General features: G+C 60.5%; 27 protein-coding genes. 20 read left to right on the top strand and 7 right to left on the bottom strand.

The features are described from left to right. Positions 1 to 171: 171 nt before the first annotated feature. Positions 172 to 657, bottom strand: coding sequence for a hypothetical protein (locus tag I2H36_RS07155; RefSeq protein WP_210330990.1), 486 nt, complete (start codon positions 655 to 657; stop codon positions 172 to 174). Positions 658 to 1216: 559 nt separating this feature from the next. Here I2H36_RS07155 and I2H36_RS07150 point away from each other — a divergent pair. The 5 genes from I2H36_RS07150 (at position 1217) to I2H36_RS07130 (ending at position 4314) form a co-directional block, all read left to right on the top strand. Then, positions 1217 to 1624: a DUF1236 domain-containing protein gene (locus I2H36_RS07150; RefSeq protein WP_196263208.1), complete on the top strand. Its 408-nt coding sequence runs from the start codon at positions 1217 to 1219 to the stop codon at positions 1622 to 1624. A gap of 163 nt (positions 1625 to 1787) precedes the next feature. Further along, the gene (locus I2H36_RS07145) at positions 1788 to 2279 is read left to right on the top strand and encodes an RNA polymerase sigma factor (RefSeq protein ID WP_196263207.1); all 492 of its coding nucleotides are present in this window, start codon (positions 1788 to 1790) and stop codon (positions 2277 to 2279) included. Between the two features lie 30 nt (positions 2280 to 2309). Continuing rightward, positions 2310 to 3059, top strand: a complete 750-nt coding sequence (locus tag I2H36_RS07140) for a hypothetical protein (RefSeq protein WP_196263206.1) — start codon at positions 2310 to 2312, stop codon at positions 3057 to 3059. Positions 3060 to 3165: 106 nt separating this feature from the next. After that, complete coding sequence (locus I2H36_RS07135; RefSeq protein WP_196263205.1) at positions 3166 to 3522, top strand: DUF1236 domain-containing protein; 357 nt, start codon at positions 3166 to 3168, stop codon at positions 3520 to 3522. Between the two features lie 57 nt (positions 3523 to 3579). Next, the gene (locus I2H36_RS07130; protein WP_196263204.1) at positions 3580 to 4314 is read left to right on the top strand and encodes a LuxR C-terminal-related transcriptional regulator; all 735 of its coding nucleotides are present in this window, start codon (positions 3580 to 3582) and stop codon (positions 4312 to 4314) included. Positions 4315 to 4379: 65 nt separating this feature from the next. Here I2H36_RS07130 and I2H36_RS07125 read toward each other — a convergent pair whose 3' ends face one another. The 5 genes from I2H36_RS07125 to I2H36_RS07105 all read right to left on the bottom strand — a co-directional run bounded on the left by I2H36_RS07125 (position 4380) and on the right by I2H36_RS07105 (position 8836). Further along, entirely contained in the window at positions 4380 to 5210 is an 831-nt protein-coding gene (locus I2H36_RS07125; RefSeq protein ID WP_196263203.1) for an NAD(P)-dependent oxidoreductase, read from the bottom strand. Between the two features lie 39 nt (positions 5211 to 5249). Continuing rightward, the gene (locus tag I2H36_RS07120) at positions 5250 to 5942 is read right to left on the bottom strand and encodes a 4-carboxy-4-hydroxy-2-oxoadipate aldolase/oxaloacetate decarboxylase (RefSeq protein ID WP_196263202.1); all 693 of its coding nucleotides are present in this window, start codon (positions 5940 to 5942) and stop codon (positions 5250 to 5252) included. Next, complete coding sequence (locus I2H36_RS07115) at positions 5939 to 6661, bottom strand: PIG-L deacetylase family protein (RefSeq protein WP_196263201.1); 723 nt, start codon at positions 6659 to 6661, stop codon at positions 5939 to 5941. Before I2H36_RS07115 ends, I2H36_RS07120 begins: the two co-directional genes overlap by 4 nt. 30 nt (positions 6662 to 6691) lie before the next feature. Further along, positions 6692 to 7780 carry a 4-oxalomesaconate tautomerase gene (locus I2H36_RS07110; RefSeq protein WP_196263200.1) on the bottom strand — a complete coding sequence of 363 codons (1089 nt, stop codon included), beginning with the start codon at positions 7778 to 7780 and terminating at the stop codon, positions 6692 to 6694. Positions 7781 to 7873: 93 nt separating this feature from the next. After that, the gene (locus tag I2H36_RS07105; protein WP_196263199.1) at positions 7874 to 8836 is read right to left on the bottom strand and encodes a LysR family transcriptional regulator; all 963 of its coding nucleotides are present in this window, start codon (positions 8834 to 8836) and stop codon (positions 7874 to 7876) included. Between the two features lie 399 nt (positions 8837 to 9235). Between I2H36_RS07105 and I2H36_RS07100 the strand changes: the two genes are divergently transcribed. The 15 genes from I2H36_RS07100 (at position 9236) to I2H36_RS07030 (ending at position 22673) form a co-directional block, all read left to right on the top strand. After that, positions 9236 to 10003, top strand: coding sequence for an alpha/beta fold hydrolase (locus I2H36_RS07100; protein ID WP_196263198.1), 768 nt, complete (start codon positions 9236 to 9238; stop codon positions 10001 to 10003). Beyond that, on the top strand, positions 9996 to 10349 hold the full coding sequence (locus I2H36_RS07095) for an extradiol ring-cleavage dioxygenase (RefSeq protein WP_196263197.1): 354 nt from the start codon (positions 9996 to 9998) through the stop codon (positions 10347 to 10349). Before I2H36_RS07100 ends, I2H36_RS07095 begins: the two co-directional genes overlap by 8 nt. After that, complete coding sequence (locus tag I2H36_RS07090) at positions 10349 to 11215, top strand: class III extradiol dioxygenase family protein (protein ID WP_196263196.1); 867 nt, start codon at positions 10349 to 10351, stop codon at positions 11213 to 11215. Before I2H36_RS07095 ends, I2H36_RS07090 begins: the two co-directional genes overlap by 1 nt. Positions 11216 to 11219: 4 nt before the next feature. After that, positions 11220 to 11534, top strand: a complete 315-nt coding sequence (locus tag I2H36_RS07085; RefSeq protein ID WP_196263195.1) for a YciI family protein — start codon at positions 11220 to 11222, stop codon at positions 11532 to 11534. A gap of 63 nt (positions 11535 to 11597) precedes the next feature. Then, entirely contained in the window at positions 11598 to 12773 is a 1176-nt protein-coding gene (locus tag I2H36_RS07080; protein WP_196263194.1) for an ABC transporter substrate-binding protein, read from the top strand. A gap of 176 nt (positions 12774 to 12949) precedes the next feature. Further along, a complete protein-coding gene (locus tag I2H36_RS07075; protein ID WP_196263193.1) occupies positions 12950 to 14032 on the top strand; it encodes an aromatic ring-hydroxylating dioxygenase subunit alpha in 1083 nt (360 codons plus the stop codon). A 7-nt stretch (positions 14033 to 14039) separates the two neighbouring features. Continuing rightward, entirely contained in the window at positions 14040 to 15014 is a 975-nt protein-coding gene (locus I2H36_RS07070; protein WP_196263192.1) for a PDR/VanB family oxidoreductase, read from the top strand. 38 nt (positions 15015 to 15052) lie between these two features. After that, complete coding sequence (locus I2H36_RS07065; RefSeq protein ID WP_196263191.1) at positions 15053 to 15814, top strand: GntR family transcriptional regulator; 762 nt, start codon at positions 15053 to 15055, stop codon at positions 15812 to 15814. A gap of 42 nt (positions 15815 to 15856) precedes the next feature. Beyond that, complete coding sequence (locus tag I2H36_RS07060; RefSeq protein WP_196263190.1) at positions 15857 to 17032, top strand: ABC transporter substrate-binding protein; 1176 nt, start codon at positions 15857 to 15859, stop codon at positions 17030 to 17032. A 57-nt stretch (positions 17033 to 17089) separates the two neighbouring features. Beyond that, entirely contained in the window at positions 17090 to 17944 is an 855-nt protein-coding gene (locus I2H36_RS07055) for an ABC transporter permease subunit (RefSeq protein ID WP_196263189.1), read from the top strand. Between the two features lie 19 nt (positions 17945 to 17963). Beyond that, positions 17964 to 18998 (top strand): branched-chain amino acid ABC transporter permease, encoded by a 1035-nt coding sequence (locus tag I2H36_RS07050; RefSeq protein WP_196263188.1) that lies wholly within the window; start codon positions 17964 to 17966, stop codon positions 18996 to 18998. Between the two features lies 1 nt (position 18999). Continuing rightward, positions 19000 to 19752 carry an ABC transporter ATP-binding protein gene (locus I2H36_RS07045; protein WP_196263187.1) on the top strand — a complete coding sequence of 251 codons (753 nt, stop codon included), beginning with the start codon at positions 19000 to 19002 and terminating at the stop codon, positions 19750 to 19752. Continuing rightward, positions 19745 to 20479, top strand: coding sequence for an ABC transporter ATP-binding protein (locus I2H36_RS07040; RefSeq protein ID WP_196263186.1), 735 nt, complete (start codon positions 19745 to 19747; stop codon positions 20477 to 20479). The genes I2H36_RS07045 and I2H36_RS07040 overlap by 8 nt, the downstream gene beginning before the upstream one ends. A gap of 23 nt (positions 20480 to 20502) precedes the next feature. Further along, a complete protein-coding gene (locus tag I2H36_RS07035; RefSeq protein ID WP_196263185.1) occupies positions 20503 to 21636 on the top strand; it encodes a 5-methyltetrahydropteroyltriglutamate--homocysteine S-methyltransferase in 1134 nt (377 codons plus the stop codon). Between the two features lie 74 nt (positions 21637 to 21710). Further along, positions 21711 to 22673 (top strand): catechol 2,3-dioxygenase, encoded by a 963-nt coding sequence (locus I2H36_RS07030; RefSeq protein ID WP_196263184.1) that lies wholly within the window; start codon positions 21711 to 21713, stop codon positions 22671 to 22673. 20 nt (positions 22674 to 22693) lie between these two features. Here the strand turns inward: I2H36_RS07030 and I2H36_RS07025 are convergent. After that, on the bottom strand, positions 22694 to 23555 hold an 862-nt coding region (locus I2H36_RS07025; protein WP_196263183.1), incomplete at its 5' end, for a dihydrodipicolinate synthase family protein.

The raw sequence follows: 23555 nt of genomic DNA, 5'->3' as shown, positions 1-23555 counted from the left end.
GTGGCGGTAAGTTAACGAGAGGGATGGAGGGCCTCGCAGCAACTGCCGCGGCCTTGCTGGGAGCGGGTGCGGCCTTGCCTGTGTGACCTACCCTTTGCGATGAATCTGGTTTGGATTTTGCGGATCGAGCAGAGTTGCTTTTCGGAGTGTTCCTGGGAGCTAAGACCCTCTCTATTGCTCTGACAGGAGCCGTCGCAACAGGACGAAGGCTGTTTGTGATCGCCCCGAGAACTCCCGGCAGCCCTCCAGGCGTCGTGGAGCGTGAAGCGCGGCTATTCCCAAATGCATTTCCTTGGGCGGATGAATTGCCTCTACCTGAGACTCCTCCGCCGTTCGAGGAATTGCTTTGGCCTGAGGATTGGGCTTGACCGCCGCTCTCGCCGCTGGCACCCCTGCCGTTGCCGTTGCCGTTGCCGTTGCCGTTGCCGTTGCCGTTGCCGTTGTTCCCAGAAGAGTTTCCGGCCCCTCCAGCATTGCCGTTCGCGCTGCCGTTGTTGCCTGAACCTCCCTGACCTCCTGCGTTGCCGCTATTACCGCGATCGGCACCGTTGCCGCTATCGCCCCGGTCACCGCCATTTCCATTGTTGCCGGAATTTCCTTGAGACCCGCCGTCTCCCTTTCCAGCTCCATTCCCGCCCTCGTTTCCACCGTTGCCATTGCCGCCGTCATTCCCAGACTTCGCCATGACTGGAACCTCGGTGAGAGCCAATCCGATGCCGTCTCCGATCCCGAATTGAACCTTGGTTGGACAGGCAATGGCAACACAGGATGCCAATACCAGCAGGGAGCGTCGTTTCGATGTCATCATCCCAGCTCGCCAATGCGCCATAAGAGAGCCCTTGTTCCCTCAGCGGCTTCTGAAGATCCACTCAACATGAGATAACAGTCAAGGCGCTAGCTTGTTTCAGAAGCGCTCAGTACTCCCGATGCTTCAATGGTGTTCAGTAACATATATATGTTTAGCCGGAAGCGAGCGATTTCCCAAACTGACGATAATTAAGAGTGTCAATATTATGAGGCTAACTATCATTTCTTTTGTTGGCATTGTTCATAAATTTCGATGAATATTAGATAGCGCTCTTGTTCATCATACGTTCATTTTAAATGCTATCCGAAAAGGTCGGTACTGAGGGTTGTTTGCTTTGAAACTACTTCGAGAGTAGCGCGTTGTCGGTTGCCGGGTGCTAATCCCGAAGCTTTACTCAGGAGTCAGATCATGTCGAAGAAGATCCTTCTCACCAGCGTCGTTCTCGCTGCTCTTGCCCCTGCAGCGGCCTTTGCACAGTCCGGTGGTGCCGCTGCGGGTGCAGCCACGGGTGCGGTTGGCGGCGCGATCGTCGGCGGGCCTGTCGGCGCGGCCGTGGGTGGCGTGACCGGTGCCATCGTGGGCGGTATTGCTGACCAGCAGCAGCCAGAGTTCCGCTCATATGTGACCACCCAGAAAGTGCCGTCCTATACCTATCGTGAAGAGGTCCGAGTAGGTGCCGTTCTCCCAGAGTCCGGCGTCACATACCATGAGGTACCGGCCGAGTATAAGGTGAAGGGCTACAAGTATACGGTGGTCAACAACACCCCCGTGCTGGTCGAGCCGAGCAGCCGTAAGGTCGTGCAGGTGATCCGCTAACGATCATCGTCACAGATGCTGAGCTTTGGGCGGCCTTCGGGCCGCCCTTCTTTTTTGCCAACGACTGTCCTGCCGCCCCCTTGGCAAACTTAACCTCCTCTTGAGGTTGGAATAAAACGACTAGCTTTCCCGTTATGGTTCTATCAGGTCACGTGGAGCAGGAATGGCAACAGCCATAGGACAGGAACTCGTGGCGCTTCTACCGAGGCTCCGACGCTTTGCTCTGGTGCTTTGCCGCTCGCAACCCCTTGCGGACGATCTTGTTCAAGGGGCCTGCGAACGCGCCCTTGCCAAAGCGGACAGTTGGACGCCAGGCACCCGGTTCGATGCATGGATGTTCCGAATTCTCCGCAATCACTGGATCGATCACCTCAGACGGATGAGAACCGAAGGCATGATGGAAGACGTGGAATCGCAGACGCAGCTGATTGGTGACCCGGGTGAAGAGCCGATTATGAGCAAGCTCGCTCTGGCAGAGGTCCAGCGGGCTATCGACAGTCTGCCGCAGGAACAGCGCGAGGTGCTTGCTCTGGTGTGTGGAGAGGATCTCACCTACCGGGAGGCTGCGGAGGTGCTGAACGTTCCTGTCGGGACTGTCATGAGCCGTCTGGCTCGGGCCAGGAAACGACTGGTCGAAATGACAGCGGCTGCCTGATGCCACATGAGATGTGAGTGGAGTAGAAAGATGTCGGAACTGCACCTCACCGATGAAATCCTGATGGCCTTTGCGGACGGAGAGCTTGATGAGCCCGTCGCGGCAGCCGTTGCCAGAGTCATGGCACTGGATCCAGCAGTCTCACGGAAGATTGTCGAATTTCAGCAGAGCCGCCGTCTGACTCGTTCAGTTTTCGCCAGCAATCTCGCTCCTGATGTTCCAACCGAACTCCGTGCGGCTGTTGCAGCGCAGATCGAGGTCTATGAAACGGCGAACAAGGCTGGCAAAAGGCCAGAACCGGCAGAGATAAGCCGTATATGGCCAGGAAGGCTTCATCCTATAAGGGTAGCCTTAGCAGCCTCTCTTGCGGCTGTCGCGGTAGCCTCAGGTTACTTCATAGGGCGGCAATCGGAGCCGGCGGCAGGACGCCTCGCTCATCTGGAAGACCCGTTTGTTCTCAAGGAACTCAGCCGCCTCGAGGCCGGGCGCGAAGTGGAGCTTCCGGTCGGACGGCTAAGGGTGATCTCAACATATCGACTTCCAAACGAGTCCCTGTGCCGCGAGTTCAGGCTGCAGTCTGCTTCCGCCACGGTCGGGGCGGTGGCCTGTCGAACAGATGGATGGAAAGTAACCTTCGCTTTGGCGGAACCTGCTAAAGGCCCCGAATATGTGCCAAGCTCAGGCAGTGACCTTGTCGACGCCTATCTCAGCAATCTTGGTGCTGGAACCCCACTGAGAGATGAGGCGGAAGCAAAAGCGCTATCCGAGCTCGGACGCTAATTCTCAGCTTACCTCAAAAGGGGTATGTTCTTTTTTTAAGCGGGTCGGAATAAACGTCGCGACCAATCCGTTCTCTGTCCTAGCACGCTAGTGATAGAGGGTAACCATGCGAGCCGCGTATCATCTGGCTATCGCCGTGTTCTCCGTGGGAGCCGTTGTAACCCCCACTGCAGGACCAAATGCAACCCATCAGGCTGGGCCGCCCCTGTCAGCAGGCCAGCAACATGCTTCTCTCGACGCCACGCGCAGCAATATCGCCGAAGTCCCCATGAGAGACGCGTCACAACGAGATGTGACCCTGGCCTCTCACCTCAGCCGGGGTGCCTTGATCGGGGAGACGCTGCCGGACGAGATCGACCTCCACCCGATTCCACGCCATGAGACCTATCGCTACGCGGTCATGAATGACCATCGGGTCATCGTGGACGCAGCTTCGCGCAGGATTGTCTACGTCGTTCGTTAGAGTCCAGCTCCTGATTGAAAGGAGCATACTTCTGCTCATTAGAAGGCGGATTGTTTCATGTCATTGCACAACTCGATAGACGATCGGCGGATCCTTCAACTGGAGGAAAAACCCAAAACAACAGTGTTCACGATCTGCGGCAATCCACTGCTGCGGATCGGTCTCGAAACCGTTCTTGCCGGCGAAGGATTCACCATCTGGCACGAAGCCATCGACGACGTGTCTATTCTACCGGAGGTTCACGATGAGAGCCACGCCCTCTTCCTCATTGATGGTGAGAGCCACAGCGATGCAGCTGTCAGCGTGGTTCAGCGCATCAAGATGCGCTTTCCCGGCGCAAGAATCGTTATTCTGGCAGAAATGTTTGAGCCCGATGCGATATCGGCGGCTTGGAAGGCTGGCGCTCACGGCTTCTGCCTCACTAACAGCCAACGTGAAATCCTCATTGGATTCCTCGAGCTTGTCATGCTCGGCGAAACGGTCTTGCCTTCCGCTTTCGTTCTGTCGATGGCTAAGCCACATGGGGATCATGCTACTCCTTCGCCGGCAGAGAATATTGAGGGATCAGAAGCATACCGATCGCCAGGCCGAAAGCTCTCGGCGCGAGAAGCGCAGATCCTAGAATATTTGAGGGAAGGGGCGCCAAACAAGGTCATTGCCCGCCAGCTTAATCTATCAGAGTCGACGGTGAAAGTTCATGTCAAGGCAATCCTGAAGAAAGTTGGGGCCTGCAATCGAACCCAGGCTGCTCTTTGGGCGAACCGTCATGTCGCAACAGATGCAGAGATTTGATCGCATATCAACAATCAAAAGGAATTTTTGATTCAGGAGGAGCTCTGCAAATACCTTCACCTGACTTAATCAGCTCTTGGCAGTATGCTGGACTTGGCGAAACTCTCGTGCCTTTCGGCAATAGCTGCGGCCAATGACCCATCGAGCCCCAGCTCGGCAATCATGAGGCTCGCTTCACGCATCTCTGCCGCGCGGCGAACGCCGTGCTGCTTCACCCGGGACGTCATCACCCTCGCGACAATTTCCCAATCCATGCCGGGATAAGATGCTTTCAAGCTCGCCAGCACGGCCGGCATGACGCCTGCCTTTTCGGAAGCAAGCGTTAAATCGACCATTAGGGCCTCCATGCCCTTGATGACGATGCTGCGGCATAGCTTCGTGGCAGAGGCCGTTCCGATCTCTGAGCTGACGGGAGTGATCCTCATCCCCAATTGGTTGAGTCGGGCTGAAGTTGCTTCGGCCGTCGCGCCGCCACTCAGAATAGGAACTTCGATCCCGACGCCTCCCACAGGAGCCATGACGGCAAACTCGATGAAAGCCGAGCCTCCCTGCCGAACCTGATCGGCCACGCTCCGCTTCGTGGCGGGCGAGACGGAATTCAGATCGATGTAAGTTTGGTGCGGCTTGAGATGAGGCGCAGCCTGCCGGGCTGCCGTAATCGCAGAATCTGCCGTGACAGCGGAGATGATGACCTCTGGCATTGCACAGGTGTCAGCTATGCTGCCCGCGGCATGAACCTTGTCACCTAACGCTTGCTGCTTCAGTCCAGGGCCTCGGTTTGGGTCGTCAAAAAGGATGTCGTAAACGGTCACGCGCACATCCGGCTTTGCCGCAAGCTGGCGCGAGAAGAGTTGCCCGACTTCCCCATAACCGATGAAGGCGATCTCAAGGCTCATGTGTTTCCACCACGCTGCGGCAGGAGAAGGGCTCCGCCCTTACTCCTCATCCTTGTATTCGACATAAACGAGGCCTGCCTTCTCCAGCGGCTCACGCATCTTGTAGAGGTCGAGGCCGAGTACGCCGGAGGCGAGCTGCTGGCGCTTGGAGCCTTCATTGGCGATGCGGGCTTCACCGGCTGCCGCCACGGCCTCCGCGTCCCGCCGCGGAACCACCAGAACACCATCATCGTCGGCAACGATTGCATCGCCGGGTTTTACGAGGGCGCCCGCGCAAACCACGGGAACGTTGACTGAGCCAAGGGTTGCCTTCACGGTTCCCTTAGCCGATATGGCACGGGACCAAACCGGAAAACCCATCTTGGTCAGGGTCCTCACATCGCGCACGCCCGCGTCGATGATGAGGCCGACCACGCCGCGCGCCTTGAGAGATGTTGCCAGCAGATCGCCGAACATCCCGTCGGTGTTGTCGGTGGTAACGCCAACAACCAGGATGTCGCCCGGTCTGCACTGCTCGACAGCCACATGGATCATCCAATTGTCGCCGGGTTGCGCCAGCACCGTGACGGCGCTGCCAGCCACCTGCGCTGCTGGCCAAATCGGCCGCATGTAGGGCTTCATCAGCCCGGAACGGCCCATAGCCTCATGGGCTGTCGCCACGCCGAGCTCCGCGAGCCTGTCAATTATGTCCTGGTTGATGCGCGGCGTGTTGGTGACGACGACAGGCTTCATGCGAGTTCCTCGACGATCTGGGGAAAGATGCGCTGATAGGCTTCGCCATAGGTCATGGCCCGCCCTGAATTGCGCCCACCCTGCATGCCGCGATTCAGAGCTACGCGGGTATAATATTCCCAAAGATGCTTCTGCGCAGCCAGGATTTCGAAGGCCTTACGCTTCGTCTCCCATACGTCGTCGATGTTAAGGATCACATTGGGCTTGTAGTTGCACTGCTCGGGCTGATGCGGTTCGAACAGGAAGACTGGTGGCGCATTGTAGGTCAAGTCTGGGTTAGGCTTGTGCCCGGCCGCCTGGGCGATGATGCGGGCCTCCTGCGCAAAACGCGTCGCCTCCGGATGATCGACATTGTAGGGATCTTCCAGGGAGTGAGTGAGCACGAAGGAAGGCTTGAGTTCCCGGTAGATGTCGACCAAGCGATCGAGCATTTCCGGAGTGGTGCGAAGCGGGTAGTCGCCCGCATCGAAAAACTCGATCTCGCCGCCCAACACGTCGGCGGCGCGCTCCGCCTCCTCACGTCGCTGGGCCTTCACTTCGGCCAGTGAAATGTCGCCTTTCTTCCAAGCCCATTGGCTCTCGCCGCGCTCGCCGAACGAGAGGCAGACGATCTTCATGCGATAGCCCTTTTTCGCATGAAGCGCGATGGCGCCGCCGGCCCGCCATACGAAGTCGCCAGGATGAGCGGTGACAACAAGTCCGGTTTTCCCAGTGGTCATAGAGGCCTCAAGAAAATGTGTTGCAAAAGGCTAAGCGGCGTCACGGCCCACTTCGGAGGGCAACGCCAATGACTCGTGCGCGAACACATGACCCTCGAAGAGCAGGCGGGCGGTGCGCAGGAGACCGGCTTTCTCAACGACGGGGCTCTCCTCAGTCCCACCCACTTCGATCACGACACTGAACTCGCCGGTGGGATGCTCGACCGAAAGGGTTTTCTCGCGTCCTGCCGGGATCTGCGCCACGCGCGATGCGGGGGAGCCCGGCAGGATGCAGGCGGTCGCGACGGTCACGGCAGCAAAGACGCCGATGGATGCGTGGCATTCGTGAGGAATGAAGCTGCGGGTGCAGATATGTCCTCCGGCCGCGGGAGGCGCTACCAATGCCATTTTCGGCACGACCTTTGATGAGACGTCGCCGAGGCCCATGCGCTTGCCGGCCTCAAGACGGATTTCCTCCAAGCGAGCCTTCAACTCCGTATCCTTGTCGAGCACATCGCGTGGTTCGTATCCCGTGCGTCCGACGGCCGAGGCCTCAATGACAACTACAGGCATACCGTTGTCGATCAGGGTCACGTCCACGCCGGCAACGCGATCCACCACGTTGCCGGTCGGCAGCAGGGATCCGCATACGGAGCCGGCAGCATCGAGGAATTCGATGGCAATGGGGGCTGCAGTACCAGGCACGCCGTCGATACGAGCATCGCCGCCATAGATCACATGACCATCGCGGGTCTGCACCTTCAACTCCGCAATCGTTCCGGTGTTGACCGTTCGCACGCGCACGCGGGTCACGGGATCAACAGCGTTCACGAGGCCGCGTTCGATGGCGAAAGGCGCGACGCCCGCGAGGATGTTGCCGCAGTTGGGCGTGATATCCACCTTCGCTTTATCAATGCCGACTTGGCCGAACAGGAAGTCGATATCGCAGTCGGGATGCTTGGACTTGGACACGATGGCGATTTTGCTCGTGAGCGGGTGAGCGCCGCCGATGCCGTCGATCTGGCGCGGATCCGGCGAACCCATCACCGACAGGAGCAACGCATCGCGGTGCGCCGGATCGGCTGGAAAGTCGTCAGCCAGGAAATAGGCACCCTTGGAGGTGCCGCCCCGAAGGATCATGCAAGGAATGCGCGGCTGAATGGTCCCTCTCCCTAGATTGGTGAATGGTTCCAGGAGGGTGCATCAGGGGGCTTTATGCAGCAAATGGTTTGTTTATGGCTTTTGATGAATTTTATTCACGTTGTTTGCGGGTTTCTTGGCGGCGCGCTTCTGCGAGGCTTGCCCCTCACCTGTGAAGACTTGGACGATGATCCTGCGGAGTTCATCGGCTAGCGGCGATAGTGGGGTGCCCCGCCGTGAAACGATGCCGAGCTGGCGCGTGATGCTTGGGTTGCGCAGAGGTACGAGCTTTAGGCCACGCTGATCGACGGATTCGAAGGCGCGGCTGGGAATTACGGTCAGAGCGACACCGGCCTTGACCAGAGCAACGGCCGTCTGGATGTGCTGAACCTCGAAGCGCCAGGTCAGTCCCTCTCGGCGGCTCCCTAAGGCATCGTCGATGATCATGCGATTTCCTGTCTGCGGGCTGATCCTGATCAGCGGTTCTTCCGTGAGATCGGACCAACTCACGTTGGGCTGGGAAGCCAGAGGGTGGTCCTCCGGACAGACTAGGGTGAAAGGGTCCTTGATCAGCATCTCGATGTCGAAATCCCAGCGATGAGCGGCAACCAGGGTGATGCCGAACGCGATGGTGCCCTCCTGAACTAGGTTGCTGATCTCGGTGGCTGAGTTGTCGTAGATCCGGAGAACCACATCGGGATGCCGTTCCTGGAAGCGGCGTAGCGCAAGGGGCAGGCGGCCCGACGCAATGGTTGGCAAACATCCGATGGACAACGTCTCCTGACGGCTGTGCCCTTCATGGCGGAGTTCGTCCAGGGAAATCGACAGGCTTTCAATGGTGGCCTTGACCTTGGGCAGCAGGTTGAGGCCGGCCTGCGTTAGAGATACCTCCCGGGTGGTGCGGGACAGGAGCTTCACCCCGAGATCCTCTTCCAGCTTGCGAATCCTGTGACTGAGCGCCGTCTGCGACAGGTTGAGATGCGCCGCCGCCAGTTGGAAGCTGCCACGTTCCGCGATGGCCACGAAGGCATGAAGGCCCAGGAAGTCGATGCGCATGAAGGATCCATAGTTCGGGCTTGCTGCTATATATGAAGCAGATTCATCAATCAGCAAAAATAAACCATTTGCTTCATTGCGGCCGCGTCAGATCTTTTAGGATGCCTAGATCTCATAATGAGGGCCAACCCGGCGAATGACGTCAGTGCCTAGGATCTCGCTATATCCCGACCTGAGGAGCCCATCGTTCAAGCTTCAGGGCGGAAACCATGATGCCCATTGCCACATTAATGGGCCTGATCGCCCCTATCCCTATGTGGCGAAGCGCCCTGATATGCTTCACACCCTGCGTGAAGGTTTTAGTATCACGCGGGCGGTCATTGAGAGAGCAATATTCCGAAGCAGTGAGGGGGATTCGTTGATTGCGGTTCATTCAGCTTCGCCTTTTGGAGTGCAACAGTGACGGCGGGGGGCGATCGTCCGACGATCCTTCTTCTGCCGGGGCTCCTTTGCGATGCGAGTGTATGGGCGGCGCAAGCCGAGGCCCTGCGCCCCTGCGCCCATGTTCTCATCACCGACTTTTCAGAGCATGACTCCCTTGAGGCCATGGCGCGGTCAGCGCTAGCGATGGTGGAGGGGCCGATCATCGCCATCGGCCATTCCATGGGCGCCCGTGTCGCCATGGAGATGGTGCATCTGGCGCCGGAGCGCATCGTAATGCTTGCCCTCATCGACACCGGGATCGATTCTCGTCGGGAGGGCGAGGAGGCCAAGCGGCAGGTACTGGTGGATCTGGCTTTTTCGGAGGGTATGGGCGCTCTCGCCGACCGATGGCTCCCGCCCATGGTCCATGCGGATCGGATGGAGGATCGGGCGCTTCTTTCTCCTCTTAAGGAGATGGTGGTGCGGGCAACTCCTGAGCAGCATCAGCGGCAGATTCGGGCGCTTCTCAACCGCCCAAACTTGGTGCCGCGTCTTGCACATATCAAATGTCCAACCCTGGTCATGGTTGGCCGCCAGGATCGCTGGAGCCCGCTCGCACAGCATGAGGAGATGGCGACCCAGATTCCCGATGCGGAACTGGTGATCATCGAAGACAGCGGTCACATGACCCTGCTCGAGCAGCCGGAGCAGGTATCTAACGCTCTGTTGCGCTGGCTGGGCTTTGAGAACAAGCTTGCAGGCGCGCACGGCGCTGCAGCGATGGAGAGCCGACATCATGGATGAGAAGCCAGGGCAGGATCGCATTCCCGATACGCCGCTCTTCGACCGCAAGCGTTCGCTGGGCGGATACCGCATCAACAAGATGGCCATGGGCTTGAGCAGGCCTGAAAACCGCGAGGCCTTCAAGCAGGATGAAAGCGCCTATCTCGACCGCTTTAGTCTGACGCTGGAAGAGAAGGAGGCTGTCATGACGCGCAATTGGCGCGAGATGGTACGGCTTGGCGGCAATCTCTTCTTCATTCTCAAGATTTCCGCCGTCGACCCTGTCCGCATCACCGAGATCGGCGCCCATCAGGCGGGCATGGAGCACGACGATTTCCTGCGCAACCGTTTAGGGAAGAATGTGTAATGGCGAAGCTCATCGGTGGATTGGGGACGTCCCACGTTCCCTCAATCGGGGCAGCGATCGACAAAGGTTTGCGCGACACGCCGGATTGGAAGCCATTCTTCGACGGATACATTCCGGGACAGGAATGGGTGAAGGAGCATAAGCCCGATGTAGCGGTCGTGATCTTTAACGACCATGGCAATTCCTTCTTCCTCGACAAGGTGCCGACTTTCGCGGTTGGTTGTGCCGAGGAATATCGCCCGGTCGACGAGGGTTGGGGCCCCCGCGCAATCTCACCTTTCAGAGGAGCTGTCGATTTCTCTTGGCACTTCATCGACACCCTGATCGAGAACCGGTTCGACCCGATGATCTGCCAGGAGATCGAGGTGGATCACGGCATTCAGGTGCCGATGGAGCTGTTCTGGGGCCGCCCCGCCGAGTGGCCGGTACGGGTGGTGCCGATCTTCGTCAACGTGATCCAATACCCGATCCCGCTTCCGAGCCGCTGCTACGAGATGGGCCGCGTTCTGCGGCAGGCCATCGAGAGCTACCCGGGTGATGAGCGCTTCGTCATTCTCGGCACGGGTGGCCTGTCCCACCAGCTTCAGGGAGCCCGTGCGGGGTTTGTGAACCCGGAGGCTGATCGAGCCTTCCTGAATGACATCGCCACCGATCCCGACAGGCTCGCGAACATGTCACGGGAGCAATATGTCGAGATGTTCGGCAGTGAGGGGGCGGAACTGATGATGTGGCTTGTCATGCGTGGCGCCATGGATCGTGACGTGGTGGTGCGTCACAAGCATTATTTCGTCCCCGCTTCCATGACAGGAGCCGGCATGATCGTGATGGAGAACAAGGCAGCTGCCTCTCCGGCCGTGGCGGCATAGCGCCATGTATTGGCTCATGATCTGCCGCCATAAGCCAGGCGTGGCGGACCTGCGCGAACAGCACAGAGATGCGCATCGCCAGCACGTTGCCACAGGTGGAGGCGGTCTCGCTCGGGTGCTGATCGGCAGTGCCTTGACGGAGGATGATGCCGAGACGCCGCTGGGAAATTTCGGGATCCTTAAGGCTCCGACGCGGGAAGCTGCTCAGACTTTCGCTGAGAACGATCCTTATGCTCGCGCCGGTCTCATCGAATCCATCGAGATCACGGCTCTAGCCTCACGGTTCCAGGCCCATCGGATTGATCCCATGACACAGTAGTGACGGCAACATGAAGCCGGGTCGTCAAGAACTCGGATCATAATATTTATCAGGAGGAAGCGGATGAAAAGAAGAACATTGTTGAGGGCTGCGGGGGTAGCCGCGAGCACGCTGGCTCTTGGCGGTGCAGCGTTGGCGCAGGAGACGGTGAAGATCGGTCTCATTCTGCCGATGACGGGGCCGTTCGCCTCGACGGGTCGGCAGATCGAAGCGGCCGCCAAGCTGTATATGCAGCAGAAGGGCGACACGGTGGCGGGCAAGACGATCCAGCTCATCGTGAAGGACGACACCGGCGTGGCGGACGTGACCAAGCGCTTGGCCCAGGAGCTGATCGTCAACGACAAGATCAGCGTCATGGCCGGCTTCGGCCTCACCCCGCTGGCACTTGCCTCAGGTCCATTGGCGACACAGGGCAAGGTTCCTGCGGTGGTGATGGCAGCGGCGACCTCAACGATCACGGAAGCCTCACCCTTCATCGTGCGCACCAGCTTCACGGCGGCGCAAGCCACCGTTCCTCTTGCTGATTGGGCTGCTAAAAACGGTCTCAAGAAGGTCGTTACCCTGGTGTCGGATTACGGTCCGGGTATCGACGTGGAAAAATCCTTCACGGAAGTCTTCACCAAGGCCGGCGGTCAGGTTGAGAACCTACGTGTGCCGCTGGCGAACCCCGACTTCTCGCCCTTCCTGCAGAAGGTCGCCGATGCCAAACCCGACGCGCTCTTGGCCTTCGTGCCCTCAGGTGTGGGCGCGCAGTTCATGAAGCAGTTCGTGGAGCGCGGTCTCGATAAGAGTGGCATTCGTCTTCTCGCGGAAGGAAGCGTGACGGACGATGATCTGCTCAACAACATTGGGGACGTGGCGCTGGGTACCATTACGAGCCACCACTATTCCGCATCTCACGACAGCCCGGAGAACAAGGCGTTCGTGGAAGCCTTCAAGAAGGCGAACCCGAACATGCGGCCGAACTTCATGGCGGTAGGCGGCTATGACGGCATGCACCTGATCTACGAGGGCCTGAAGAAGACCAACGGTCAAGGCGGTCAGGCGCTGATCGATGCCATGAAGGGCCTAAGCTGGACCAGCCCGCGCGGACCGGTGTCCATCGACCCGCAGACCCGCGACATCGTGCAGAACATCTATGTGCGCAAGGTGGAGCGCAAGGACGGGGAGCTCTACAATGTGGAGTTTGCCACGATCCCGAACGTCAAGGATCCGGTCAAGGCCGCCAAGGCCAATTGATCTCAACAAAATCAAAAAGCGCTGCACTGACCTGTAGCGCTTTTCTGTTATGTATACACCGTTATTCGTATCCATCATATTTTTGCTCTGCAGCAACGGAATTTGGTCATAATAGCCATTCGTATAATTGTTCCGAACACGATGCTGTATACATTCTGCATTCGAGGAGGAAGACGATGACAGAAGCGCGCCTGTTCCCGCTGAATGCTTGGTATGCCGCGGCCTGGAGCCATGAGATCAAACATGAGCTGGCGGCGCGAACGATCTGCAACAAGGATATGGTGCTCTACCGCCGCTCTGACGGTCAGGTGACCGCGCTTGAGGATGCGTGCTGGCATCGGCTGTTGCCGCTCTCCATGGGCCACCTCAAGGGGGACGAAGTGGTCTGCGGATATCATGGGCTTGTCTTCAACGCTGCCGGACGTTGCACCTACATGCCGGCGCAAAAGACCATCAATCCATCGGCCTGCGTGCGCGCATATCCGGTGTCCGAGCGTCATCGCCTCATCTGGGTTTGGCTCGGCGATCCTGCGCTTGCCGATCCCGATAAGATTCCTGATTTCCATTGGAATGATGGCACCGAGTGGGTCGGCGAAGGCGGCACGTTCTACAGCCTGAAATGCGACTACCGCCTCGTGATCGACAACCTCATGGACCTGACGCACGAGACCTATGTCCATGCCGGCAGCATCGGCGACGAAGCGATTACCAGTGCGCCCTTCGACGTCACCCATACGGATCGCACCGCGACCGTGACCCGGTGGATGACCAATATCGAGCCGCCGCCGTTCTGGGCCAAGCAGCTCAACAGGCCCGGTGAGCATGTGGACCGGTGGCAGATCATCTATTTCCAGGCGCCCTCGACGGTGGTTGGTGACGTGGGCGTGGCCGTGACCGGAACGGGCGCGCCGCAGGGGGATCGCTCCCAGGGTGTTAATGGTGCATTTCTGGCAGCTATTACCCCTGAGACTGATAGGAGCTGCCACTACTTCTGGAACTTCGTGCGAACCTTCCGCACGGACGATGAGCAACTCACGAAGGACATCAACAAGGCCCATGTGAATGAGGGCAAGGGCGTTTACGATCAGGATCACGTGGTGCTCGAGGCCCAGCAGTTGGCCATCGACAAGAACCCGCGGCTGCCCTTCTACAACCTCAACATCGATGCCGGCGCTCTCTGGGCTCGCAAACTGATCGACGCGATGCTCGAAGCCGAGCATGGCCTGCCGACTCATGTGCCCAGCGAGGCGGCCGAGTAGGTTTGCCATGAGCAAGCAGGTCGAATGGCGCAAAGGGACCTTGCGCTCGGTGCGGGACCTTACCCCGGACATCCGGCTCTTCGAGATCGAGCCGGAGGGTGAGTTCGTCGTTCCGACGCCGGGAAGTCACATCAACGTGGGAGTGCAGATCGGGGAGCGGGCGGATGTCCGTTCCTACTCGGTCGTCGGGGCCTGTACCGATGGGCTTTACAGGATCGCCGTCAAGCGATTGCCCGACAGCCGCGGCGGGTCGCTCTACATGTGGAGCCTCTCGCCCGGAGCCAAGCTCAGCATCTCGACCCCAGGCAATCACTTCGATCTCAGCTTGGGGCGACCGGAATATCTCCTTCTCGCAGGCGGCATCGGCATCACGCCGATCTACACGATGGCGCTCGCACTGGCGCATGCTGAAGCGAATTTCCGTGTGCTCTACGCCTGCCGGAGCCGCCAGGATATGGCCCTCGCGGAAGAAATGCGGGCGGAGGTCGCCGATCGGCTGCAGATGTTCCTCGACGAGGAGAGCGCCCGTGTCGACCTGGACGCGGAGATCGCTCGGCTTGCACCCGGGGGCGAGCTCTATGTCTGCGGTCCCATCGGCATGCTGGAGGCGGCCAAGCGCGCTTGGCAGAGAAGCGGCCGGCCCGTGGACCAGCTGCGCTTCGAGACCTTCGGCAATAGCGGCCGTTTCGCCACGGAGGCCTTCAAGGTGAAGATTCCCCGGCTCGGGATGGAGGTCGAGGTTCCGCCCAACAAGACCATGCTCGATGCCCTGGAGGCTTCCGGTGTCGCCATGATTTCCGACTGCCGGCGGGGCGAATGCGGTCTCTGCGCCCTTTATATTGTCGAGACGACCGGGACGGTCGATCACCGGGACGTGTTCTTCAGCGACGAGGAGAAGGCTGAGAACAGGAAGCTGTGCACCTGCGTGTCCCGGGTGGCCGGCGGGGATATCACCATCGACACGGCTGACAGGGCCGCGTGAACGGCTTAGCTTGAGCGCGGAAGAGGGGCAGGGAAACCATGATCAAGGCGGCGGAAAATGGCAATGACCGCTCGGTGACGCAGACGGTGAAAGCGCAGCTTGCCCTGCGCGATCTCGTCCTGCGTGGCGAGCTCAATCCTGGCGAGCGCGTTTCCGAACTGCAGATGGTCGAGCGTCTCGGCGTCTCCCGAACCCCGGTCCGCATGGCGCTCGTCCGGCTCGAAGAGGAAGGCTTGCTTGAGGCCATTCCGTCCGGAGGTTTTTCCGTCAAGACCTTTTCCGAGAAGGAGGTCTTCGAGGCCATTGAAATCCGTGGAACGCTCGAAGGTCTTGCAGCGCGTCTGGCAGCGGAACGCGGCGTCAGCCGAACGGATCTCCGCAATGCATCCGATTGCCTCGATGCGATCGACGACGTCATGCGTCATGCCTCAGCCGAGATCGATCTGTTGCGCTATGTCGAGCTGAACGCCCGCTTCCACGACATTCTGATCAGCATGGCCGACAGTCAGGCACTTGCCAGGCAGCTTGAGCGGGTCAACGCCTTGCCGTTCGCCTCGCCCAGCGCCCTGGTGCCTGTCCAGTCACGCTCCCCGGAGATGAACTACATCCTCAGTGTGGCCCAGGACCAGCATCACTGCGTTCTCACCGCCATCGAGCGACGGGAAGGCGCCCGCGCCGAGGCCATCATGCGCGAGCATGCCCGGATCGCTCATCGCAATCTGGAACGAGCACTCACAAACCAAAGAGACATGGACCTGGTACCAGGTTCGGTCCTCATCAAAAGGCGCATCCGCGCGTGATAAGCAAAGGCGAAGACGCCAAACATAAAGAGGGAGAAGCATATGCGACGTCGGACATTCTTGAGCGCCGTGGGAGCGGCGGCGGTGACGCTGGCACTCGGCGGGGCGGCTTTGGCGCAGGAGACGGTGAAGATCGGGCTCATTCTGCCGATGACGGGGCCGTTTGCCTCGACGGGCCGGCAGATCGAAGCGGCGGCCAAGCTGTACATGCAGCAGAAGGGCGACACGGTGGCGGGCAAGACGATCCAGCTCATCGTGAAGGATGACACGGGCGTGGCCGACGTGACCAAGCGCTTGGCCCAGGAGCTGATCGTCAACGACAAGATCGCCGTCATGGCCGGCTTCGGCCTCACCCCGCTGGCGCTGGCACCGGCGCCGCTCGCCACGCAGGCCAAAGTTCCCCAGGTCGTCATGGCTGCCGCCACGGCCACCATTACCGAGGCTTCGCCCTTCATCGTGCGCACCAGCTTCACCCTGCCGCAGGCCACTGTGCCGATGGCCGATTGGGCTTCGCAGAACGGCATCAAGAAAGTCGTGACTCTGGTGTCCGACTACGGTCCGGGCATCGATGCAGAAAAGGCCTTTACCGGCGCCTTCACGGGCAAGGGTGGCCAGGTGGAGAATCTGCGAGTGCCGCTGGCGAATCCCGACTTCTCACCCTTCCTGCAGAAGGTGGCCGACGCTAAGCCTGATGCGCTCTTCGTGTTCGTGCCGTCCGGCATCGGCGCCCAGTTCATGAAGCAGTTCGTGGAGCGCGGCCTCGACAAGAGCGGCGTCAAGCTGATCGGACCCGGCGACGTCACGGATGACGACATCCTGAACGGCATGGGCGATGTCGCTCTCGGGGCGATCACCACCCAGCACTACTCGGCGGCTCACGACAGCCCGGAGAACAAGGCGTTCGTGGAAGCCTTCAAGAAGGCGAACCCGAACATGCGGCCGAACTTCATGGCGGTAGGCGGCTATGACGGCATGCACCTGATCTACGAGGGCCTGAAGAAGACCAACGGTCAAGGCGGTCAGGCGCTGATCGATGCCATGAAGGGCCTAAGCTGGACCAGCCCGCGCGGACCGGTGTCCATCGACCCGCAGACCCGCGACATCGTGCAGAACATCTATGTGCGCAAGGTGGAGCGCAAGGACGGGGAGCTCTACAATGTGGAGTTTGCCACGATCCCGAACGTCAAGGATCCGGTCAAGGCCGCCAAGGCCAATTGATCTCAACGGGAGAGGCGCTGTCATGAATAGCGCCTCTCACAGTTTTCGGAGAACACGGTGCTCACCATTCTCTTCGATGGCATTGCCTACGGGATGCTGCTGTTCGTGCTGGCCTGCGGGTTGGCTGTCACTCTCGGCCTGATGAACTTCGTCAACCTCGCTCATGGCGCCTTCGCCATGGCGGGCGGCTACGTCACGGCCGTGCTGATGAACCGGAGCGGCGTGCCCTTCCTGGCGACCCTGCCGCTTGCTTTCATCATTCCGGCGATCCTCGGTCTGGTGCTGGAGCGGACCCTCTACAAGCGTCTTTACACCCGCAGCCATCTCGATCAGGTGCTGTTCTCCATCGGCCTCGTCTTCATGGCGGTCGCCGCTGTCGACTACAGCTTCGGCTCGCAGCAGCAGCTGATCCAGTTGCCTGTCTGGCTCCAGGGGCGCATCGATGTGATGGGCGTTCAGGTCGGTCTCTACCGCAGCTTCATCATCGTCATCTGCGGCGCCCTTGTGGTCGCCCTGCAGCTCATCCTGACCAAGACCCGGTTCGGCAGCCGCTTACGCGCCGCAGTGGACGATCCTCGTGTGGCTCGCGGGCTTGGCATCAACGTGAGCCTGATCTTTGCCGCGACCTTCGCCTTCGGCTCCGGGCTTGCGGGCCTGGGCGGTGCGCTCGGCGCGGAAATCCTCGGGCTGGACCCGACGTTCCCCCTCAAGTTCATGATCTACTTTCTGATCGTCGTCACGGTCGGGGGCACGACAAGCATCACCGGGCCGTTTCTGGCCTCGCTCATTCTCGGCATCGCAGATGTGGCCGGCAAGTACTATGTGCCGAGCGTCGGCGCCTTCGTCATCTATACGCTGATGATCGTCGTCCTCGTTCTGCGCCCGCAAGGGCTGTTCGAACGTGCGCGCTGATCCAACAGGACCTGAACCTATGTCGACGAATATCGCCGATTACGTCAGAACCACCCTGGTCCGGAGAGGGCGATGGGGCATTAGCGAAATTGCCTTTTGGCTCATCGCCGCCGCGACCCTGTACTTCCTCCCCGAGCGCCATCTGATCCTGAACGAGATCGCGATCATCGGTCTCTTCGCGCTCTCTCTCGATCTCATCCTCGGCTATGCCGGCATTGTATCGCTCGGCCATGCGGCGTTCTTCGGGCTGGGGGCGTACGCGGCTGGAATTCTGGCCAGGGATGGGATTGCGGATCCGCTGCTGGGGCTGGGAGCAGCGGCCATCGCCGCAGCGATCTTAGGGTTCGTGACAAGCTTCCTCGTGCTGCGCGGGTCCGATCTCACCAAGCTGATGGTGACGCTGGGCGTGGCGCTCGTTCTCGGCGAGATCGCCAACCAAGCCTCCTGGCTCACGGGTGGCGCGGACGGTCTCCAGGGGATCGCTATGGGTCCCATCCTCGGCCTGTTCGAGTTCGACATCTTCGGCACCACGGCCTATGCGTACAGTCTCACGGTGACCTTCCTGCTCTTCATCATCGCACGCAGGATCGTCGTCTCGCCCTATGGCCTTTCGCTGCGCTCGATCCGTGACAACCCTTTGAAAGCCAGGGCTGTCGGCATCCCGGTCAATCGTCGCCTCGTGGCAATCTATACACTTGCGGCGGCGTATGCGGGCGTGGCCGGCGCCCTGCTGGCGCAGACCACGCAATTCGTGTCGCTCGATGTGCTCGCCTTCCACCGCTCCGCGGACGTGATGCTCGTGCTCGTGATCGGCGGCGTCGGTTATCTGTATGGCGGTCTCATCGGGGCCATCGTGTTCAAGGTGCTGCAGGACGTGATCTCGGCCTGGACGCCGCAATACTGGCAGTTCTGGATCGGCCTGATCCTGGTCATCATCGTGCTGGCCGGCCGCGAGCACCTGACGGAGCGGGTGAGAACGTTCTGGAAGGGCATGGCCGGTCGCTCGGCCAAGATCCCTGAAACGCTGCCGAAACCATCCGCCCGGGAGGTTTGATATGACCATTGCTCTCGAAACCAAAGGCCTCGTCAAACGCTTCGGCGGCCTCGTCGCGACGGATAATGTGTCGTTCAAGCTGGAGCAGGGTGCGCGCCACGCGCTGATCGGCCCGAATGGCGCCGGCAAGACGACATTCATCAACCTGCTCACCGGCGTCATCAAACCGACATCCGGGCAGATCTTCCTGGAGGGGCAGGAGATCACGGGTTTGCGTCCCGAGTTGCGGGTGCAGCGTGGGCTCGCCCGCACCTTCCAGATCAACCAGCTCTTCCCGGCCATGACCCCGCTTGAGACCATCGGCCTTGCCGTGTCCGAGCGCCTGGGTGGGGGACGGGACTGGTGGCGCGTGACGGGGAGCAAGCGGGAGATCATCCACGAGATCGTCGAGATCGCACAACGCTTTCGTCTGACCGATGTACTCGACGAGCGGACCTCCAATCTGGCCTATGGCAAGCAGAGACTTCTGGAGATCGCGGTCGCCTTTGCCTGCAAGCCCCGCGTGCTCCTTCTGGATGAGCCGGCTGCCGGCGTGCCGGAGGCGGAGCGTCACGAATTGCTGGCGACGGTGGCGGCGCTCCCGCGGGACGTTTCCGTTCTGCTGATCGAGCACGATATGGATCTGGTCTTCAGCTTCGCCGACCGCATCTCGGTCCTTGTCAATGGTGCGCTGTTCACGGAAGGCACGGTCGAACAGGTCTCGACCGATCCCCGTGTGCGCGCCGTCTATCTCGGGGAGAGCGTCGATGAGTGATCTTCTCACCCTGCAGGGCGTCTCGGCCGGTTATGGGGATGCCATCGTCATCTCGAATATCGACCTGTGCCTGAAATCCGGCGAGTCTCTCGCCGTGCTCGGCCGCAACGGCACGGGCAAGACGACGCTCCTCAACACCATCATTGGCGTGACCCGTCATCGCGGCGGCTCGATTTTGCTCGACGGCCAAAACCTGACGACGATGCGCTCCGACAAGCGCGCGCATGCAGGGATCGGCTGGGTCCCCCAGGAGCGCAACATCTTCAAGTCGCTGACCGTGGAGGAGAACCTCACGGCGGTATCCCGCCCAGGACCTTGGAGCGTGAACCGCGTGTACGACATGTTCCCGCGCCTCAAGGAGCGCCGGACCAATATGGGCAACCAGCTCTCCGGCGGCGAACAGCAGATGCTCGCGGTCGCCCGTGCGCTCGTTCTCAATCCCAAGCTGCTGTTGCTCGACGAACCGACGGAGGGGCTCGCACCCATCATCATCGAGGAGCTGCTCGCGGCCCTGACGCGGATCATCCGCGGGGAGGGCATGTCTGCCATCGTCGTCGAGCAGCATGCGCAGAAAATCCTCGGCGTGACCGACAGCGCACTCATTCTCGACCGCGGCACCATCGTTCACGCAAGCTCAAGCCGGGCTCTCATCGACGACCCGGCGGCTCTCGAACAACACCTCGGCGTGACGGCGAAGAAAAAGCCGATGCGCGCCGCAACCCATTGAACCCAGAACTGGAGGATCGATCCATGCAACGTACCAAGCCACCTTTCCGCGCCGATATGGTCGGCAGCCTTCTGCGTACGGCAGCCCTCAAAGAGGCCCGTCACAAGCACCATGACGGAGAGATCACCGACGAGGCCCTGAAGGAGATCGAGGATCGTGAGATCCGGGCTCTCATCAAGCGGCAGGAGGAGATCGGCCTGCAGGCCGTGACCGATGGCGAGTTCCGCCGCGCCTATTGGCACTTCGACTTCCTGGAGCACCTGGACGGGGTCACCTCGGTCGAGGCCGATTCCGGCATGAACTTCAAGGGCGGCGTCGGCATCGCGAAAGCCCTGCGCGTGACCGGCAAGGTGGGCTTTTCGGGCCAGCACCCGATGATCGACCATTTCCGCTTCGTGAAGAATAACACGGATCGTGTGGCCAAGATGACGCTTCCCGGCCCGAGCATGCTGCACTATCGCGGCGGGCGGAAGATGATGAACATGGGTGTCTATCCGAACATGGACGACTTCTATGCCGATGTCGGCAAGGCCTACAACAAAGCCGTGCATGCTTTCTACGATGCCGGCTGCTGCTATCTTCAGCTCGACGACATATCATTTGCTTATCTCTGCGACCCCGATCAGCGCGAGATGCTGCGCCAGCGCGGCGACGATCCGGAAAAGCAGCCCGAGATCTATGCCGGCATGGTGCGCGAGGCTCTCAAGGACAAGCCGGACGACCTGACGATCACGATGCATCTGTGCCGCGGAAACTTCCGCTCCACGTTCATCGCGTCCGGCGGCTATGAACCGGTGGCCGATGTGCTGTTCAACAGCATGCCGGTCGACGGCTATTTCATGGAATGGGATTCCGACCGGGCCGGCGGCTTTGAGCCCCTGCGCTTCCTGCCCAAGGGCAAATCCGTCGTTCTGGGTCTCGTGACCTCCAAGACCGGCGTTCTCGAAAAGAAGGACGACATCAAACGCCGCATCGACGAGGCCTCCAAGTATGTCGACCTGGACCAGCTCTGCCTCTCGCCGCAATGCGGCTTTGCCTCAACGGAGGAAGGCAACACGCTGGCCGAGGAGGAGCAGTGGGCGAAGCTGCGCATGATTGTCGAAATCGCCGAGGAAGTCTGGGGCAGCCCGGGCTCCGGCGCCAAGAAGGCAGCCTGATCGTCAGCCGAGAGCCCGGATGCAGCCGCTCCGGGCTCTCGTTCTGCAGGTTCAACGAGGCAAAAGATATGACGATGCAAGACGAACCCGTGCTCGACCTCGCGCATCTAGGGCATCTCGAACTGCTGACGCCGAAGCCTGATGAGAGCCTGCGCTTCTTCATCGACGTGCTCGGCATGACCGAGAGCGGCCGGCAAGGCGACTCCGTCTATCTTCGCGGCTGGGACGATTACGAGCGGCACTCGCTCAAGCTGACGGCATCAAAAAAGCCCGGCATGGGCCATATGGCTTTCCGCGCCAGGAGCCAGCCCGCGCTGGAGCGGCGGGTCGCCGCTCTCAAAGGGTCCGGCTACGACATCGGCTGGACGGATGGTGATCTCGGCCATGGTCCGGCTTTCCAGTGTCGTGATCCCGATGGGCACCTGATCGAGCTCTATTACGAGACGGAATGGTATGTGGCTCCGCCCGAACTGAAGCCTGCCCTGAAGAACCAGGCTCAGCGCTTCCCGGCCCGTGGCGTCAACGTGCGGCGGCTCGATCATCTGAACTGTCTGGCGTCCGACATCCGTGCCAACCGCATCTTCTTCGAAGATTATCTCGGATGCCGCCTGACCGAGCAGATCGTCCAGAATGACGGGGCCGAGGCCGGCATGTGGATGACGCTCACCAACAAGAGCTATGACTTTGCCTTCACCCGTGACCACACGGGGGCGAAAGGGCGCTTCCACCACTTGACCTATGCCCTCGACAGCCGGGAGGATGTCCTCAGGGCTGCCGACATCTTTCTCGAAGCGGGCGTACCCATCGAGTCCGGACCGCACAAACATGCGGTCCAGCAGACCTTCTTCCTCTACGTCTATGAGCCGGGTGGCAACCGCGTCGAGGTCTGCAATGCAGGCGCCCGCCTCATCCTCGCACCGGACTGGAAGCCGATCGTCTGGACCGAGGAGGAGCGCAAGAAAGGGCAGGCCTGGGGGATGAAGACGGTGGAGTCGTTCCACACCTATGGAACACCGCCTGTTGAGGACTCAGAGTGAGCCCGAGTTTCTATCGATGATCATCGTCCCCATTTCAGGACGAGAGGATCCAGGCGTCTGGCGATTTCGATCAGGCCTTTGCGCGTTTCCGGGTGCAGGGGCTGCAGGGGGTGGCGCACGGCCTCCGAGCCGATCACGCCGCCTTCCTTCATGAGCGCCTTGGCGGCCGAGAGCCCGCATTGCCGGTTCTCGTAGTTGATCAGCGGCAGCCAGCGCTCGTAGGCTGCGGACGCCGCCTCGCGGTCACCGGCGAAATACGGGTCGATGATCTGGCGAATGCCGTCCGGATAGGCCCCGCCCGTCATCGCTCCCGTGGCGCCCGCATCGAGGTCTGCCATCAGCGTGATGGCTTCCTCGCCGTCCCAGGGTCCCTCGATGGCGTCGCCCCCGAGCGCGATCAGGTCGCGCAGTTTCGCGGCGGTGCCGGCCACCTCAATCTTGAAATAGGATACATTGGCAATCTCCTGCGCCATGCGCGCGAGGAACGGTGCCGACAGGGACGTGCCGGCCATCGGTGCATCCTGGATCATGATCGGGATGCTGATTGCATCCGAGACCCGGCGGAAGAACTCGTGGATGCCGGGCTCCGAGACCCGCAGGGTCGCGCCGAAGAAGGGCGGCATGATCATCACCATGGTGGCACCAGCGTCCTGTGCGCGCCGGCTGCGCTCGGCGCAGATCTCGGTCGAGAAATGGCTGGTAGTCACGATGACAGGCACTCGGCCCGCCACATGCTCGAGCACCGTCGTCATCACGGCCTCGCGCTCCTCGTCGCGCAGCAGGAACTGCTCGGAGAAATTCGCCAGGATGCAGAGGCCGTCGGAGCCTGCGTCGATCATGAAATCGATAGCGCGCTTTTGACCTTCGAGATCGAGGCGGCCG

The sequence above is a fragment of the Microvirga terrestris genome, assembly GCF_015694425.1.
Taxonomy (GTDB): Bacteria; Pseudomonadota; Alphaproteobacteria; order Rhizobiales; family Beijerinckiaceae; genus Microvirga; species Microvirga terrestris.
The sequence above is the reverse complement of the archived record's forward strand: the minus strand, read 5'-3'. Positions and strand labels throughout refer to the sequence as shown.